Genomic DNA, 13,287 nt, shown 5'->3' with positions numbered 1-13,287 from the left:
GGCATTGCCTGTTTCGATAACTCGGCGTTGCAAGCTAGGTCAGAGGACTACCGCCTCGCCACCAGCACGCCGACCATAAACGCAATCATCAGCGCCGGCAGCGGCGCCTCACGCACCATGCCGCGAACGACGTGGGTCCAGTGCTGCTCCGGGACGAGGTTCGGAGACCTGATCTCCGGCGTTGGCGTGATGCCCCATTCGGAGGCGAGTTCGGCAATCTCGCTTGAGGCAAGCCGGACGCCGTCGCGGACGCGGAAGATGGCGGCATCCGCGCGCTCGCGCGGCGCAAGCAACATCATCGTCGTGACGGCCGTACGCAGGGTCATCTCGCCGTAGCCTTGCAGCCTGACCGATTCCTCGGGGTCGGACGTCATCGAAAATACCTCACAGCGCCAAATGCCTTACAAAGCGAAGTGGCGCGCGATGGTGAATGCCATCGTCGCGCACAGGACCAGCGTGGATACCGCGCCGGCCACGCCGCGCGCGAGATCGGCCCGCGTCAGGTGCCTGGTCATGATTTTGCTCCATGCTCGGCATGGCAATGGCGGGGAGGCGGCGTTGGTTCCTGCGCGACGGGCAGATCGCGAACGCCAACTATTTCCGCAGGAGCTCGCTCAGCGCCGCCGTCGCCTCGGCGCAGCGGATGTCGTCGATCTCGCGCGACAGGCTGAGCGCAGTCGATCTGAGCTCTTCGACCTTCCAGCTCTCGGGGTGCTGAGTCTCGAGTCGACCGAGCCGCTTGTTCAGATCGTCCAATCTGGTTTGCAACTGTTCGACGCTGGCGGCCCCATTCACCACCCAGACTCTTTGCGCACGCATCGTCGTTCCCCTGCTCGTCTCACGGCGTTGTGAGAGGGGTTCGTGGCCGCAATGGGAGTTTCTTTTGTCCGGCTTCAGACGGACGGGAACCGTTGCAGATCGGCAACGGGAGTTCCTTCGCGTTAACCTGGGTGCGACGGGAGCCAATCGCCGTCGCCGCATCAGGCCGCGCGCGGCCGCTCCGTCGATCGCTTTTCGAGGCGGCTTTCGAGAATGGCGATGCTCACCCGGATATTGTCGCGCCGGGCCCGCAGGTTCTGCGCTAGCATGGGGTAGGCGAGGTTTTGGGGATCGGAGATTCCGGCCTTCCGTTCTTCCTCCAGAATGTCGGCGTCGATCATTTGCAAGCGCCAACGCAGATCGGAGATCAATGCGTGGAGCTGTGTCGGCATGGTCGCTTCGAAACGGGACGTCGGGTGCATGATCGCCTCACGATGAGACAGACCCACTGCGGGTCTGAGGGATTTGACTCCCGTGCAGCAAGCGGAATGCCAGTGGGCGGCTGAGCGTCTCGCGCGATTGCTCGACAGCGCACCGGAACGATTGCCACTCTTTCCCGTTGCTGCAGGGGCCTCGACAACGAGGCGATCGAGGGACCCATGCCGCTCATCCGCTATTTCGTCTTCACCGGCGGCGCTCTGCTCGCCCTCCTTTTCCTCGCCGACCGGTACATGACCGCCCCCGTGAGCGCCGCCGCGCCGGCCGAGCCAGATCGGTCGATTGTGCGCGTTCATTCCGCGCAAACCTGGCCTGAGAAGATCGTCCTCGACACCAGCGTACGGCAAATATCGCTGTCCAAAGCCGAGTCGGTTCCGCCGACTCCCGCGCCTGCCGTCGCCGACGCGCTGCCCACGCAGGAGAGGCCCCGCCAAGCTTTTGCAATGGTGGCGCAGCCTGATGCGACGCCGAAGCAAGCAGCTCGGACCGTTTCGAACAAGCGCAGTGCGGAGAGGCACCGTCGACGCCAGCCCTCGCGCATGGCGGCGCGCGATCAGACGATGTTCTTCAACGAACCTGCATCGGCGGGTTGGTAAGTCGCGCTCCGTGAGATGCATCTTCCCCCGGTAGGCGTGTAGCTGCCCATGCTCGATCGCCTGAGCAGCACGAGCGGGGGTTTGCGAGATTATCTGTTCTCGGTACTTTCCACGTGACGGTCGGGCTGCCTCTCGGTTGGGCACCGTGCCGGACAGCGAGGCTGTGCGCGCGGCGCATCGCGCGATAGTCTCTGCCGCGACCTGACCCGGGAAGCGGACGAGGGAAAGATTCGTGACGAGATTTGTGACGATCGCAGCCGGCCAGCTTGGCCCTGTCGCGCGGACCGAGACGAGAACCGCGGTCGTGGCGCGCCTGATGGCCTTGATGCGCCAGGCGAAGGCCAACGGCTGCGACCTGATCGTCTATCCCGAGCTCGCGCTGACCGCGTTCTTTCCGCGCTGGTATTTCGAGGATCAGGCTGAGATCGACAGCTTCTTCGAGCGCGAGATGCCGGGGCCGGAGACAAGAGGCCTGTTCGATCTCGCGCGCGAGATCGGCATCGGATTTTATCTTGGCTATGCCGAGCTGACGGTCGAGGCCGGAATTGTCAGGCGCTACAATACCTCGATCCTGGTCGAGAAGAGCGGCGCCATCGTCGCGAGATATCGCAAGGTTCATCTGCCCGGGCATGCCGAGCATGAGCCGTGGCGCGAATTCCAGCATCTGGAAAAGCGCTATTTCGATCCAGGCGATGGCTTTGGCGTGACCGAGGCCTTTGGCGGCGTGATGGGGATGGCGATCTGCAATGACCGCCGCTGGAGCGAGACCTACCGGGTGATGGGCCTGCAGGGCGTCGAGATGGTGATGATCGGCTACAACACGCCGGTGCACAATCCGCCCGCACCCGAGCATGACGATCTCTCGCTGTTCCACAATCATCTGGTGATGCAGGCCGGCGCCTACCAGAACGGCACCTTCGTGGTCGGCGTCGCCAAAGCGGGTGTCGAGGAGGGCGTCGACCACATCGGCGGAAGCTGCGTCATCGCGCCCTCCGGCGAGATCATCTCGCGATGCACGACCAAGGGGGACGAGATCGCGCTCGCCCGTTGTGATCTCGATCTCTGCAACTCCTACAAGCGCACCACTTTCAATTTCGACGTTCACCGTCAGCCGCACGCCTACGGGATGATTGTCGAACGGAAGGGAGTGACACTCATGGCCGACGGAACGCCGGTGCGAACGAAGCGGTGAGCTCTGGTAGCCCGGGTGAGCGCAGCGACACCAGGGACCGCTGTCGCTTGTGGCAAGACCCCGGATGTCGCTTCGCTCATCCGGGCTACGGGACCTTGCTGTGTCGCCCCCGTGTCAATCCGCTCTCACAAAAATATTCCGCTTTACCGAAATTCGGAAAGGGCGTATGTGTCGCCCATCCCGGCTCATCCTTGAGGGGCGATCTTGTGGTCGTCATGTTCGCGAGCCGGGCTTGCGGTGGACGCGGCAGCGTTCGGGTGCGAGAGGCTAAGGGCAGGGCGGATTGCTCTCCGTGAGCCCAAGGCTGCGTGCCGACGAGCGGCGCTGCTAGGCTTCGTCTCGTCTGTAAGTTTCCGGCTCCGTCGACAGGGCTGGGAAAACTGCGGCGAAATGGCGAGCCGTGCGTACGGCAAAACCGTGTGGTCCTGGCCGTCGTTGCTACGGTCAAGCTCTTGCGGATGCGGCAGTCGCGTCAACCGGCGCGGTGCCGGTGACTTCTGCGAGGACGAGGAGGCCAAAGAGAACTCGGCTCCCGGGAGAGCACGGCATAAGCCGTCCAACCATCGCGCAGGGAAGGCCGAGTGATTGGCTACACCTGTATGCTGCTGTGCGGTTTCCTTGCGCTACATTTTCGCGCAGCGGACCGCGGGTGCCAGCCGGCACCCGGCCTTCCCTGCGCCCTCTTGGACAAGAGGGTGGAGCGATCAAGCAAAGCTCGGGCGAAATCAGCCGCGAGGATGAGAAGGCATGTCTGCAAGTTGAAATGTGCGCAGGACCGCGATGTGGCCTGCGCCGTGGCGATGCTTGGCAGTCAGGCGTAACAACCTCAAATGTCGTCGTGGCGAAGGCCAGGACCCATACCGCGAGGTCTATCGATTTAAGGCGGTATCAATCCCACCGAACGAATGTCCGCCCAACCCCTTCCCTGGGATAATGGGTCCTGGCCTTGGCCAGGGGCGACGCCGGAGTGAGTGGCCCTACCGCCCTAATCACATCCAAGTGTCTTTGTTTGGAAACAAACATTCCCTATTATCCCGCAATGCAAAAAGCGGCCCGCAAATCCAGCTCCGTCGCCCGTTCGCCCGGCCGCCCGCGGGAGTTCGACATGGACACCGCGCTCGACAGGGCCGTGCGCGTGTTTTCCGAGCGCGGTTATCACGCCACCTCGATCGGCGATCTCACGGCGGCGATGCGGCTGGCGACCGGCAGCGTCTACAAGGCTTTTCGCGACAAGCATGCGGTGTTTCTCGCCGCCTTCGAGCGCTACGCGGCGTTGCGCCAGGAGCAGACGCGTAGCGCAGCGGCGAAAGGCGCCAATGGCCGCGAGCGGCTGCGCAACATGCTGCTGTCGTATGTAGAGCATTCCCAGGGCAGCGAGGGGCGGCGCGGCTGCCTCGTGGTCGGCAGCGCGGTCGAATTGTCCGCGGTCGATCCGGTGGTCGCCGCCCTCGTTCGCGCGCGGCTCAAGACCAACGAAGGCCTCATCGCCGGCCTCATTCGCGAGGGGCAGGCGGACGGCTCGATTCCCCGCCATGTCGCCGCCGACGACACCGCGCGCCTGATGATCTGCATCACGCAGGGCCTGCGCGTCGTCGGCAAGGCGCGCCTTTCGCTCGACGGCAAGCGCCTGGTCGCCGTCGCGATGAAGCTGCTCGCCTGAATTTATTGTCATATTAGGAAACAGACGTTTCCTATAGCTGGAGACCGTGTGAATGACGATGAATGCCACGATCGAGACTGCTCCCGAACCGGATGCGGTGTCGCAGCGCCTGACGTTCGTGCTTGCCGCGGCCTGTGGCATGGTCGCCGCCAATATCTACTATGCCCAGCCGCTGATCGCCCCGATCAGCGCCGCGCTGGGCCTGTCGCATGCGGCCGCCGGGCTGATCGTTACCATGACGCAGATCGGCTACGGCGTGGGGCTTCTCTTCATCGTCCCGCTCGGCGACCTCGTCGAGAACCGTACCCTGATTTGCTCCGTCATCACGCTCGGCGCGGCAGCCCTGCTCGCCGCGGGGTTCGCGTCCCACGCGCTGCCCTTCCTGATCGCCGCGTTGTTCATCGGACTCGGCTCGGTCGCGGTGCAGATCATCATTCCCTATGCGGCGCATCTTGCGCCGGCAGCCATTCGCGGCCGCGTCGTCGGCAATGTCTCGACCGGCCTGATGCTCGGCATCATGCTGGCGCGGCCGGTGTCGAGTTTCGTCACGGCGATGCTGTCGTGGCATGCAGTGTTCTTCTGCTCGGCCGCGTTGATGATCGTGCTCGCAGCGGTACTCTGGATGACGCTGCCGAAGCGCAGGCCGGTCGCGCGGATGCATTACGGCGAGTTGCTGCTGTCGATGCTCCATCTGGTGCGGACCACGCCGCTGCTGCGCCGCCGCGCGCTGTACCAGGCCAGCCTGTTCGGCGCCTTCAGCCTGTTCTGGACCGTGACGCCGCTGCTGCTCGCGAGCGAATTCGGCTTCACCCAGCGCAGCATCGCGCTGTTCGCGCTTGCCGGTGTCGCCGGCGTGTTCGCAGCCCCGATCGCGGGACGGCTTGCCGATCGCGGCCATAGCCGCATGGCCACGCTGGTCGCGCTGCTACTCGCGGCCGTAGGATTCCTGATTACGCATGTCGGCGCGCCCGGATCGGTGCTGAACCTCGCCTGCCTGGTCGTGGCTGCGATCGCGATCGACATCGGCGTGCAGGGCAACGTCGTGCTCGGCTTCCGCGCGATCTTCGCGCTGGGGCATGAGCACCGCAGCCGCCTGAACGGTCTCTACATGGCGACCTTCTTCACCGCGGGCGCGGCGGGCTCGGCGGTCGGCGCGTGGGCGTTTGCACAAGGCGGCTGGACGCTCGCATCGGCCTTTGGGCTCGCGCTGCCCGTCGCAGGCCTGGTCTATGCGGCCACCGAGTAGGGGCTGGTTGCTCCAATTAGCGATCCGGCCCGTTTACCAAGGCCGCCGGGTCGGCAATTTCCACCTCGCAGTTTCCCTGCCGCTGTAGTACTTTGGTCGCAAGCGAGCCTGGTTAACGGGCGGCAGGGGGAGGCTGATGAGGCGTGCGGGGCTGGTTGGCGTACCGCGGGTACGACCATGGTCGTGGCAGGCGTTCCTGCTTGGATTCATCGTTGTCGCAATGTCGGCTGCGCTCCAGGGCGGCTGTGTCGCGCTCGGCGCAAAACTCTATTTCGCGGCGTTCCTGCCCAGCCTGTTCGTGCTCGGCATTATTGCGGGCGCACCGGCGGCGGCGTTCGCCGCACTACTCACCATTCCGCTGGTATGGTGGGCATTCATGCCGCCCTTCTTCGAGTTCAATTCGCTGACCAGCGCGCATGCCGATTCCATCAAGCTGTTCTGCCTGCTCGCCGTGCTGGTGATCGGCCTTGCCGATCTCTGCCGCGAGATCATCAGCCGCGGTGGGTTGAAGCCGCGGGGCGAGAGCGCGGCGACGAATTCGCAATAGATCGGCCTTGTGCGGCCGCGCACGTTGCGCGCGGGCAACAGTCCGGAAACCATTCGCACGCTTGCTGTGCGGCGCTAACTTTTCGAAAAAGATTTGGCCGCAATTTCTCCCTCGGGAATGACGAGGGAGTTTTCGGACATGAACGGCCAAATCACCGGTCACGCCATCTTGGAGAACGTGCGCCGCTACCGCGGTATCGCATCGCTCTATCGCCAGACCGCTGCATTCCGCCCGGACCAGAGCTGGTCGCTGCTCGAGCAGGCGAAGGATTGGGAAGCGCGGGCGCTGCTGGAGCTGGAAGCCTATTTCGCCGCGCGGATGGACTACGCCCCTACACGCGCGGCCTGATCGTTAACCATCGGCGCGGCCTTGCGCAGGCCCGCCGAAGGGCCGGTCGTCGGGTCGTGCACGGAAAACACGGGGCGATTACGGAGTTATCTCGTCGCCCGTCTGTGCTAGCAACGTCCCGACCGAGACATCCCAATTCGGCCGGGGCAAGCGATGACCACCTTCAACCGCATCTTCACGACCGAGCGCCTGCTCCAGATCATCGTCATTCTCGCGGCTACGGTCGCGATGAAGCTGATGGGCTGAATTTCGACGGGCTATCGCGCGCCGAATTCGGGCACGTCGGGAAGATAGTTCGACCCCTCCGATCCCAAGAAATCGAACATCGCCTGCGCCGGCGGCAACAGCACCTTGTCGCTGCGGCGGATCACGTACCATTGCCGCACGATCGGCAGGCCCGCGACGTCGAGCACGATCAGCCGGCCCTCGGTGAGCTCGTGCGCCACGGTGTGGGCCGAGATGAAGGCGATGCCGAGCCCGGCGATGACCGCCTGCTTGATGGTCTCGTTGCTGCTCATCTCCATGCCGATGATCGGCTCAAGATCCGACCTCTGGAACATGCCTTCCATCAGTGTCCGCGTCCCCGAGCCGGGCTCGCGGGTGAGGAAGGTCTCGTGCACGAGGTCGGTGAGGTTGAGGCCGGAATCCTTCTCCAGCCAGTGCCCCTTGCGCGCGACGATGATGTGCGGATTGCGCCCGAGCTGCCGGACGTCGACGCTGACATCGGCCGGTGGCCGACCCATCACCGCGAAGTCGAGGTCGTAGCCGTGCATGGCCCCGCGGATCTCCTCGCGATTGCCGACCGTGAGCTTGATCTCGATCTTCGGATACCGCTTCGAGAATGCCGCGATCGCGTGCGGCACGAAATATTTCGCGGTCGAGACCGCGCCGAGATGCACCGTGCCGCCGGTTCGCCCCGCAAGCAGGTCGAGCGAACCCTGGCAGTCCGCGATTGCGGCCTCGACGCGCTCGGCGAGCGCCAGCACCTCCTTGCCGGCTTCCGTCAGCAGCATGCCGTCGCCGGTCCGCTGCAGCAGCGGCAGTCCGGCGAGATCCTGCAGCTGGCGCAATTGCTGGGTCACGGCCGGCTGCGTCAGGCCGAGCTGGGTCGAGGCTGCCGTGACGCTGCCTTTTGCCGAGAGCGCCGCAAGCGAGCGAAGCTGCCGGATCGTGAGATGCCGGAGCTGTGCCGCCGAATGGACATTATAAGATAATTCTTTGGCGCTCATTATGAATAGAAATTTTCCTTATTAAGCCGCCCCTGTCAATCTCGTCGTTGTTGGCACTGACCGCACCGACCTCCAGCGAGGAGGGAACTGGATGCGGCGCCTGCAAAGGGATGGACGCAGATGACCGGGCAACTCAGGCTGGACGACCACCTTCAGCGGTATTCCGAGACGGCGCCGCATGCGCTGGCCGTAGCGGCCGCGGTCGATGCCATCGCGGCGGCCGCGATCGAGATCGCCGATCTTATCGCCACGGGAGACCTTGCGGATGCGTCGGGCCTGACCACCGGCCGCAACAGCGACGGTGACGTGCAGCGCGATCTCGACGTGCAGGCGGATGCGATCCTGCGCCGCTGTCTCGGCAAGCTGCCGATCGCGGCACTGGCGTCGGAGGAGATGCGTGAACCGCAGATCGGTGACCGCGCGGCGAAGATCTGCGTCGCGATCGATCCGCTCGACGGCTCCTCCAATATCGACATCAACATGACCGTGGGCACGATCTTCTCGATCCTGCCCGCGCCCGACGATCTCGCGCTCGCCTTCCATCAGCGCGGCTCGGCGCAGCTCGCGGCGGGATTCGTCACCTACGGCCCGCAGACCTCGCTGGTGCTGACGCTCGGCGAGGGCGTCGACATCTTCACGCTTGACCGCGGGTCCGGTTGCTTCCGTCTCGCGCGTAGCGCCGTGCAAATCTCCGAGACCTGCGAGGAGTTCGCGATCAACGCCTCGAACCGCCGGCATTGGGAACAGCCGGTGCGCGCCTTCGTCGACGAATGCCTCGCCGGTGTGGAAGGGCAGGCCAACCACAATTTCAACATGCGCTGGGTCGGCTCGCTGGTGGCCGAGGCCTATCGCATCCTTACCCGCGGCGGCGTGTTCCTCTATCCCTCCGATTCACGGCCCGGCTATGGCGATGGCCGCCTGCGCCTCGTCTACGAGGCGCACCCGATGGCTTACATCGTCGAGCAGGCCGGCGGCTCGGCTTCGACCGGGCGCGAGCGTATCCTCGAACTCTCGGCGCAGAGCCTGCATCAACGCGTGCCGCTGATCATGGGTTCGAACAACGAGGTGCAGCGCGTCGAGGAACTGCATTGCGATCCCTTGCTGGTCGCCAGCGTCTCCGCACCGCTGTTCGCGCGGCGCGGCTTCTTCCGGCTCTGAGCGAGGCGCCCCGATGTCCAGGAAGCATCCGATCATCTCCATCACCGGCTCTTCCGGCGCCGGCACCACGTCGGTCAAGAAGACCTTTGAGCAGATCTTCTTCCGCGAGAAGGTCAACGCCGCCTACATCGAAGGCGACGCCTTCCATCGCTACGATCGCGCGGAAATGCGCACGCAGATGGCGAAGGAGGCCGATCGCGGCAACAGGCATTTCAGCCATTTCAGCCCCGAGACCAATCTGTTCGAGGAGCTGGAGCGGGCGTTCCGCGACTATGGCGAGACCGGCACGGCGACGACGCGGCACTACGTCCACGACGCCGAGGAATCCGCGCTGCATGGCGCCGCACCCGGCACCTTCACCGAATGGAAACGGCTGCCGGAGAGCTCCGACCTTCTGTTCTACGAGGGCCTGCACGGTGCTGTCGTTACCGACAAGGTCAACGTCGCGCGTTATGCCGACCTCAAGATCGGCGTCGTGCCCGTTATCAATCTCGAATGGATCCAGAAGCTGCACCGCGACCGCAGTGCGCGAGGCTATTCGACCGAGGCCGTTACCGACACCGTTCTGCGGCGGATGCCCGATTACATCCACTACATCTGCCCGCAATTTTCCGAGACCGACATCAACTTCCAGCGTGTGCCGACGGTGGACACCTCCAATCCGTTCATCGCGCGCTGGATCCCGACGCCGGACGAGTCGATGGTCGTGATCCGCTTCAAGAACCCGCGCGGCATCGACTTCCCCTATCTGCTCTCGATGCTGCCGCAAAGCTGGATGTCGCGTGCCAATTCGATCGTTTGTCCCGGCGCGAAACTCGATCTTGCGATGCAGCTGATCCTGACGCCGCTGATCATGCAGCTGATCGAGCGTAAGCGAAACCTGAAGTGAACGAGGGGAGGATCCGATGAACATCTCCGTCCACGCCGACGCTGACCTCACGGCGGTATCGCATAGCGATCTCGCCAACGCCGTCCGCTTCCTCGCGGTCGACGCCATCGAGACTTCGCAGTCCGGCCACCCCGGACTGCCCATGGGCATGGCCGATGTCGCCACCGTGCTGTTCTCGCGCTTCCTGAAATTCGACTCGGCTCACCCCCATTGGCCGGATCGCGATCGCTTCGTGCTGTCGGCGGGCCATGGCTCGATGCTGCTCTATGCATTGCTCCATCTCACCGGCGGCGACGTCAGCCTCGATGACATCAAGGCGTTCCGGCAATGGGGCTCGAAGACGCCGGGCCATCCGGAATATGGCCATACGCCGGGCGTCGAGACGACGACCGGTCCGCTGGGGCAGGGGATTGCGACCGCGGTCGGCATGGCACTCGCCGAGCGCATGGCCAATGCGCAACATGGCGACGGCCTCGTCGATCATTTCACGTACGTCATCGCCGGCGACGGCTGTCTGATGGAAGGCATCAGCCAGGAAGCGATCTCGCTCGCCGGGCATCTCGGGCTGGGCCGCCTGATCGTGCTGTTCGACGACAACGGCATATCCATTGACGGCCCGACCTCGCTTGCGACCTCCGATGACCAGCTCGCGCGCTTCGCTGCCTCCGGCTGGTCGGTGCGCGGTGTTGACGGGCACGATCCCGAAGCAGTTGCGCAGGCGATTGCCGAGGAGCGTGAGAGCACAAGACCGTCGCTGATCGCCTGCCGCACCATCATCGGCTTCGGCGCGCCGGATCGTCAGGGCACCGAGAAGGCGCATGGCGCGCCGCTCGGCACGGAGCAGACGGCCGCGGCGCGGCGAACGCTCGGCTGGGACTATCAGCCCTTCGTGGTGCCTGTCACGATCCTGAAAGCATGGCGGATGATCGGGCAGCGCGGGCAGGTCGAGCGTCTCGCCTGGCTCGATCGCTATGAATGCGCGACGCCCGAGCAGCGCGACCTGTTTATCGAGGGCAAGGCGGTTGCCCTGCCGAACGCCTATGCCCAGGCCTCGGCGAAATTGCGCGAGCGCTTTGCCACCGAGCGTCCGAAGCTCGCGACGCGGCAGGCGTCGCAACAGGTGCTCGACGGCATCGCCGAGACGATTCCCGGATTTGTCGGCGGCTCGGCGGATCTCACGCATTCGAACCTGACGCATGCCAAGGCGCAGACCCCGGTCAAGCGCGACGCGTTCGCCGGCGATTACATCCATTACGGCATCCGCGAGCATGGCATGGCGGCCGCGATGAACGGCCTCGCGCTGTACGGGGGCTTCATTCCCTATGGCGGCACCTTCCTCGCGTTCTCCGATTACAGCCGGCCGGCGATCCGCCTTGCGGCCTTGATGCGGATCCGCGTCATTCATGTGATGACCCATGACTCCATTGGCCTCGGTGAGGACGGCCCCACGCACCAACCGGTCGAGCATCTCGCAGCGCTCCGCGTCATTCCGAACCTGCTTGTTTTCCGGCCGGCCGACGCGGTTGAGACGCTGGAAGCATGGGACTGCGCGCTCCAAGCTGAAAATCGTCCCTCCGTGCTGTGCCTGTCCCGTCAGGCGCTGCCGACCTTCCGCAGCGATGTCCGCGGGAGGAACCGCGTCGCACGCGGCGCCTATCTGATCGTTTCGCCGGACGGTGGCCGCGACGTGACGCTCATCGCAACGGGTTCGGAAGTGTCTATTGCGCTGGAGGCGGCCCGCCTGCTCGCTACCGAGCACGTCCGTGCGGCCGTGGTCTCCGCGCCCTGCTTCGCGTTGTTCGAGGAGCAGCCGGAGGATTACCGCGCCGCTGTGCTCGGCACCGCGCCGCGGGTTGGCATCGAGGCGGCAGTCGTCGGCGATTGGCACCGCTGGATCGGAACCGAGGGCGAATTCGTCGGCATGCGCGGCTTCGGCGCTTCGGCGCCGGCCCCGGTGCTCTACCGCGAATTCGGCATCACGCCGCAAGGCGTTGCGGAAGCCGCCCGGCGGGCGATGGCCCGCGCCGGCAAGCAATAACAGGAGGATTTGTCGTGGCCCGTATCACTCTTCGTCAGCTGCTCGACCACGCCGCCAGTCACGGCTACGCGGTGCCGGCGTTCAACATCAACAACATGGAGCAGGGCATCGCGATCATGCAGGCGGCGGCCGAGGTCGACGCGCCCGTCATCATCCAGGCTTCGCGCGGCGCGCGCAGCTATGCCGGCGACCTCATGCTCTCGCACATGATCGATGCGCTGGAGCGGACCTATCCAGACATCCCGCTCTGCCTGCACCAGGACCATGGCAATGACGAGGCGACCTGCGCGTCCGCGATCGCCCATGGCTTCACCTCGGTGATGATGGACGGCTCGCTCAAGGCCGACGCCAAGACCGCGGCCGACTACGACTACAACGTTGCGATCACCCGCCGCGTCGTCGATCTCGCGCATTGGGTCGGTGCCTCCGTCGAAGGCGAGCTCGGCGTGCTCGGCTCGCTCGAGCATGGGGGCGGCGAGCAGGAGGACGGTCACGGCGTCGAAGGCACGGTCAGCCATGATCAGTTGCTCACGGATCCCGACCAGGCGGTCGACTTCGTCCGCGCTACCAAAGTCGATGCGCTCGCGATCGCGATGGGCACCTCGCACGGCGCCTACAAGTTCAGCCGCAAGCCGGACGGCGACATTCTGGCGATGCGGGTGGTCGAGGAGATTCATCGCCGGCTGCCGAACACGCATCTCGTGATGCACGGCTCTTCCTCGGTGCCTCAGCCGCTCCAGGACATGTTCAACCAGTTTGGCGGCGAGATGCCGCAGACCTGGGGCGTGCCGGTCGAGGAGATCGTCCGCGGCATCACGAGCGGCGTGCGCAAGGTCAATATCGACACCGACTGCCGGCTGGCAATGACCGCGGTGTTCCGGAAAGTGGCCGCGCAAACGCGCTCCGAGTTCGATCCGCGCAAATTTCTCAAGCCCGCCATGGATGCGATGCGCGAGCTCTGCCGCGAGCGCTTCGAGCAGTTCGGCACCGCAGGCCACGCCAGCGGTATCAAGGTCGTTCCCTTGAGCGAGATGGCGCGGCGCTACCGCGCCGGCGATCTCGATCCGCGCGTCGACGCCCGCGAGCCCGTCGCGGCCTAATCATTCAGAGAGAAGAGCAGGAGAGAG

14 protein-coding genes are annotated in these 13,287 nt (G+C 64.9%); 10 read left to right on the top strand and 4 right to left on the bottom strand.

The features are described 5' to 3' along the window. Positions 1-47: 47 nt before the first annotated feature. From AB3L03_RS08835 to AB3L03_RS08825, 3 genes are all read right to left on the bottom strand, one after another. The gene (locus AB3L03_RS08835; protein WP_085352582.1) at positions 48-374 is read right to left on the bottom strand and encodes a hypothetical protein; all 327 of its coding nucleotides are present in this window, start codon (positions 372-374) and stop codon (positions 48-50) included. A 220-nt stretch (positions 375-594) separates the two neighbouring features. Beyond that, positions 595-819, bottom strand: a complete 225-nt coding sequence (locus AB3L03_RS08830) for a hypothetical protein (RefSeq protein WP_368508439.1) — start codon at positions 817-819, stop codon at positions 595-597. Between the two features lie 161 nt (positions 820-980). Beyond that, complete coding sequence (locus tag AB3L03_RS08825) at positions 981-1,241, bottom strand: hypothetical protein (RefSeq protein ID WP_018458811.1); 261 nt, start codon at positions 1,239-1,241, stop codon at positions 981-983. A gap of 177 nt (positions 1,242-1,418) precedes the next feature. On the opposite strand from AB3L03_RS08825, the gene AB3L03_RS08820 reads away from it, so the two are divergent. From AB3L03_RS08820 to AB3L03_RS08795, 6 genes are all read left to right on the top strand, one after another. Continuing rightward, on the top strand, positions 1,419-1,853 hold the full coding sequence (locus tag AB3L03_RS08820) for a hypothetical protein (protein ID WP_018458810.1): 435 nt from the start codon (positions 1,419-1,421) through the stop codon (positions 1,851-1,853). Positions 1,854-2,085: 232 nt separating this feature from the next. Beyond that, positions 2,086-3,045: an N-carbamoyl-D-amino-acid hydrolase gene (locus AB3L03_RS08815; RefSeq protein WP_026233664.1), complete on the top strand. Its 960-nt coding sequence runs from the start codon at positions 2,086-2,088 to the stop codon at positions 3,043-3,045. Positions 3,046-4,150: 1,105 nt separating this feature from the next. After that, on the top strand, positions 4,151-4,705 hold the full coding sequence (locus AB3L03_RS08810) for a TetR/AcrR family transcriptional regulator (RefSeq protein ID WP_368508438.1): 555 nt from the start codon (positions 4,151-4,153) through the stop codon (positions 4,703-4,705). A gap of 52 nt (positions 4,706-4,757) precedes the next feature. Further along, on the top strand, positions 4,758-5,951 hold the full coding sequence (locus AB3L03_RS08805) for an MFS transporter (RefSeq protein WP_368508437.1): 1,194 nt from the start codon (positions 4,758-4,760) through the stop codon (positions 5,949-5,951). Positions 5,952-6,087: 136 nt separating this feature from the next. Then, positions 6,088-6,498, top strand: a complete 411-nt coding sequence (locus tag AB3L03_RS08800; protein ID WP_026233102.1) for a hypothetical protein — start codon at positions 6,088-6,090, stop codon at positions 6,496-6,498. Positions 6,499-6,636: 138 nt separating this feature from the next. Further along, positions 6,637-6,846 (top strand): hypothetical protein, encoded by a 210-nt coding sequence (locus tag AB3L03_RS08795; protein WP_018456179.1) that lies wholly within the window; start codon positions 6,637-6,639, stop codon positions 6,844-6,846. Between the two features lie 257 nt (positions 6,847-7,103). Here AB3L03_RS08795 and AB3L03_RS08790 read toward each other — a convergent pair whose 3' ends face one another. Continuing rightward, the gene (locus AB3L03_RS08790) at positions 7,104-8,075 is read right to left on the bottom strand and encodes a LysR family transcriptional regulator (RefSeq protein WP_018456181.1); all 972 of its coding nucleotides are present in this window, start codon (positions 8,073-8,075) and stop codon (positions 7,104-7,106) included. A 120-nt stretch (positions 8,076-8,195) separates the two neighbouring features. Between AB3L03_RS08790 and AB3L03_RS08785 the strand changes: the two genes are divergently transcribed. The 4 genes from AB3L03_RS08785 to fba are packed head-to-tail and all read left to right on the top strand — an operon-like array spanning position 8,196 to position 13,260. Continuing rightward, positions 8,196-9,233 carry a class 1 fructose-bisphosphatase gene (locus tag AB3L03_RS08785; protein ID WP_085352578.1) on the top strand — a complete coding sequence of 346 codons (1,038 nt, stop codon included), beginning with the start codon at positions 8,196-8,198 and terminating at the stop codon, positions 9,231-9,233. A 13-nt stretch (positions 9,234-9,246) separates the two neighbouring features. After that, on the top strand, positions 9,247-10,122 hold the full coding sequence (locus tag AB3L03_RS08780) for a phosphoribulokinase (protein ID WP_063993396.1): 876 nt from the start codon (positions 9,247-9,249) through the stop codon (positions 10,120-10,122). Between the two features lie 16 nt (positions 10,123-10,138). Further along, positions 10,139-12,160, top strand: a complete 2,022-nt coding sequence (gene tkt / locus AB3L03_RS08775) for a transketolase (protein WP_247402984.1) — start codon at positions 10,139-10,141, stop codon at positions 12,158-12,160. 14 nt (positions 12,161-12,174) lie between these two features. Next, a complete protein-coding gene (gene fba, locus AB3L03_RS08770; RefSeq protein ID WP_018456185.1) occupies positions 12,175-13,260 on the top strand; it encodes a class II fructose-bisphosphate aldolase in 1,086 nt (361 codons plus the stop codon). Positions 13,261-13,287 lie beyond the last annotated feature (27 nt).

The organism is Bradyrhizobium lupini (assembly GCF_040939785.1).
GTDB classification, from domain to species: domain Bacteria; phylum Pseudomonadota; class Alphaproteobacteria; order Rhizobiales; family Xanthobacteraceae; genus Bradyrhizobium; species Bradyrhizobium canariense_D.
This window is presented reverse-complemented; position numbering and strand designations above follow the sequence as displayed.

Excerpts from the sequence above, each read along its gene's own strand:
- AB3L03_RS08805 (WP_368508437.1), top strand. The coding sequence starts at position 4,758 with ATGACGATGAATGCCACGATCGAGACTGCTCCCGAACCGGATGCGGTG.
- tkt (WP_247402984.1), top strand. The coding sequence starts at position 10,139 with ATGAACATCTCCGTCCACGCCGACGCTGACCTCACGGCGGTATCGCAT.
- AB3L03_RS08795 (WP_018456179.1), top strand. The coding sequence starts at position 6,637 with ATGAACGGCCAAATCACCGGTCACGCCATCTTGGAGAACGTGCGCCGC.
- AB3L03_RS08780 (WP_063993396.1), top strand. The coding sequence starts at position 9,247 with ATGTCCAGGAAGCATCCGATCATCTCCATCACCGGCTCTTCCGGCGCC.
- AB3L03_RS08790 (WP_018456181.1), bottom strand. The coding sequence starts at position 8,075 with ATGAGCGCCAAAGAATTATCTTATAATGTCCATTCGGCGGCACAGCTC.
- AB3L03_RS08785 (WP_085352578.1), top strand. The coding sequence starts at position 8,196 with ATGACCGGGCAACTCAGGCTGGACGACCACCTTCAGCGGTATTCCGAG.
- AB3L03_RS08820 (WP_018458810.1), top strand. The coding sequence starts at position 1,419 with ATGCCGCTCATCCGCTATTTCGTCTTCACCGGCGGCGCTCTGCTCGCC.
- AB3L03_RS08835 (WP_085352582.1), bottom strand. The coding sequence starts at position 374 with ATGACGTCCGACCCCGAGGAATCGGTCAGGCTGCAAGGCTACGGCGAG.
- AB3L03_RS08800 (WP_026233102.1), top strand. The coding sequence starts at position 6,088 with ATGAGGCGTGCGGGGCTGGTTGGCGTACCGCGGGTACGACCATGGTCG.
- AB3L03_RS08825 (WP_018458811.1), bottom strand. The coding sequence starts at position 1,241 with ATGCACCCGACGTCCCGTTTCGAAGCGACCATGCCGACACAGCTCCAC.
- AB3L03_RS08830 (WP_368508439.1), bottom strand. The coding sequence starts at position 819 with ATGCGTGCGCAAAGAGTCTGGGTGGTGAATGGGGCCGCCAGCGTCGAA.
- AB3L03_RS08810 (WP_368508438.1), top strand. The coding sequence starts at position 4,151 with ATGGACACCGCGCTCGACAGGGCCGTGCGCGTGTTTTCCGAGCGCGGT.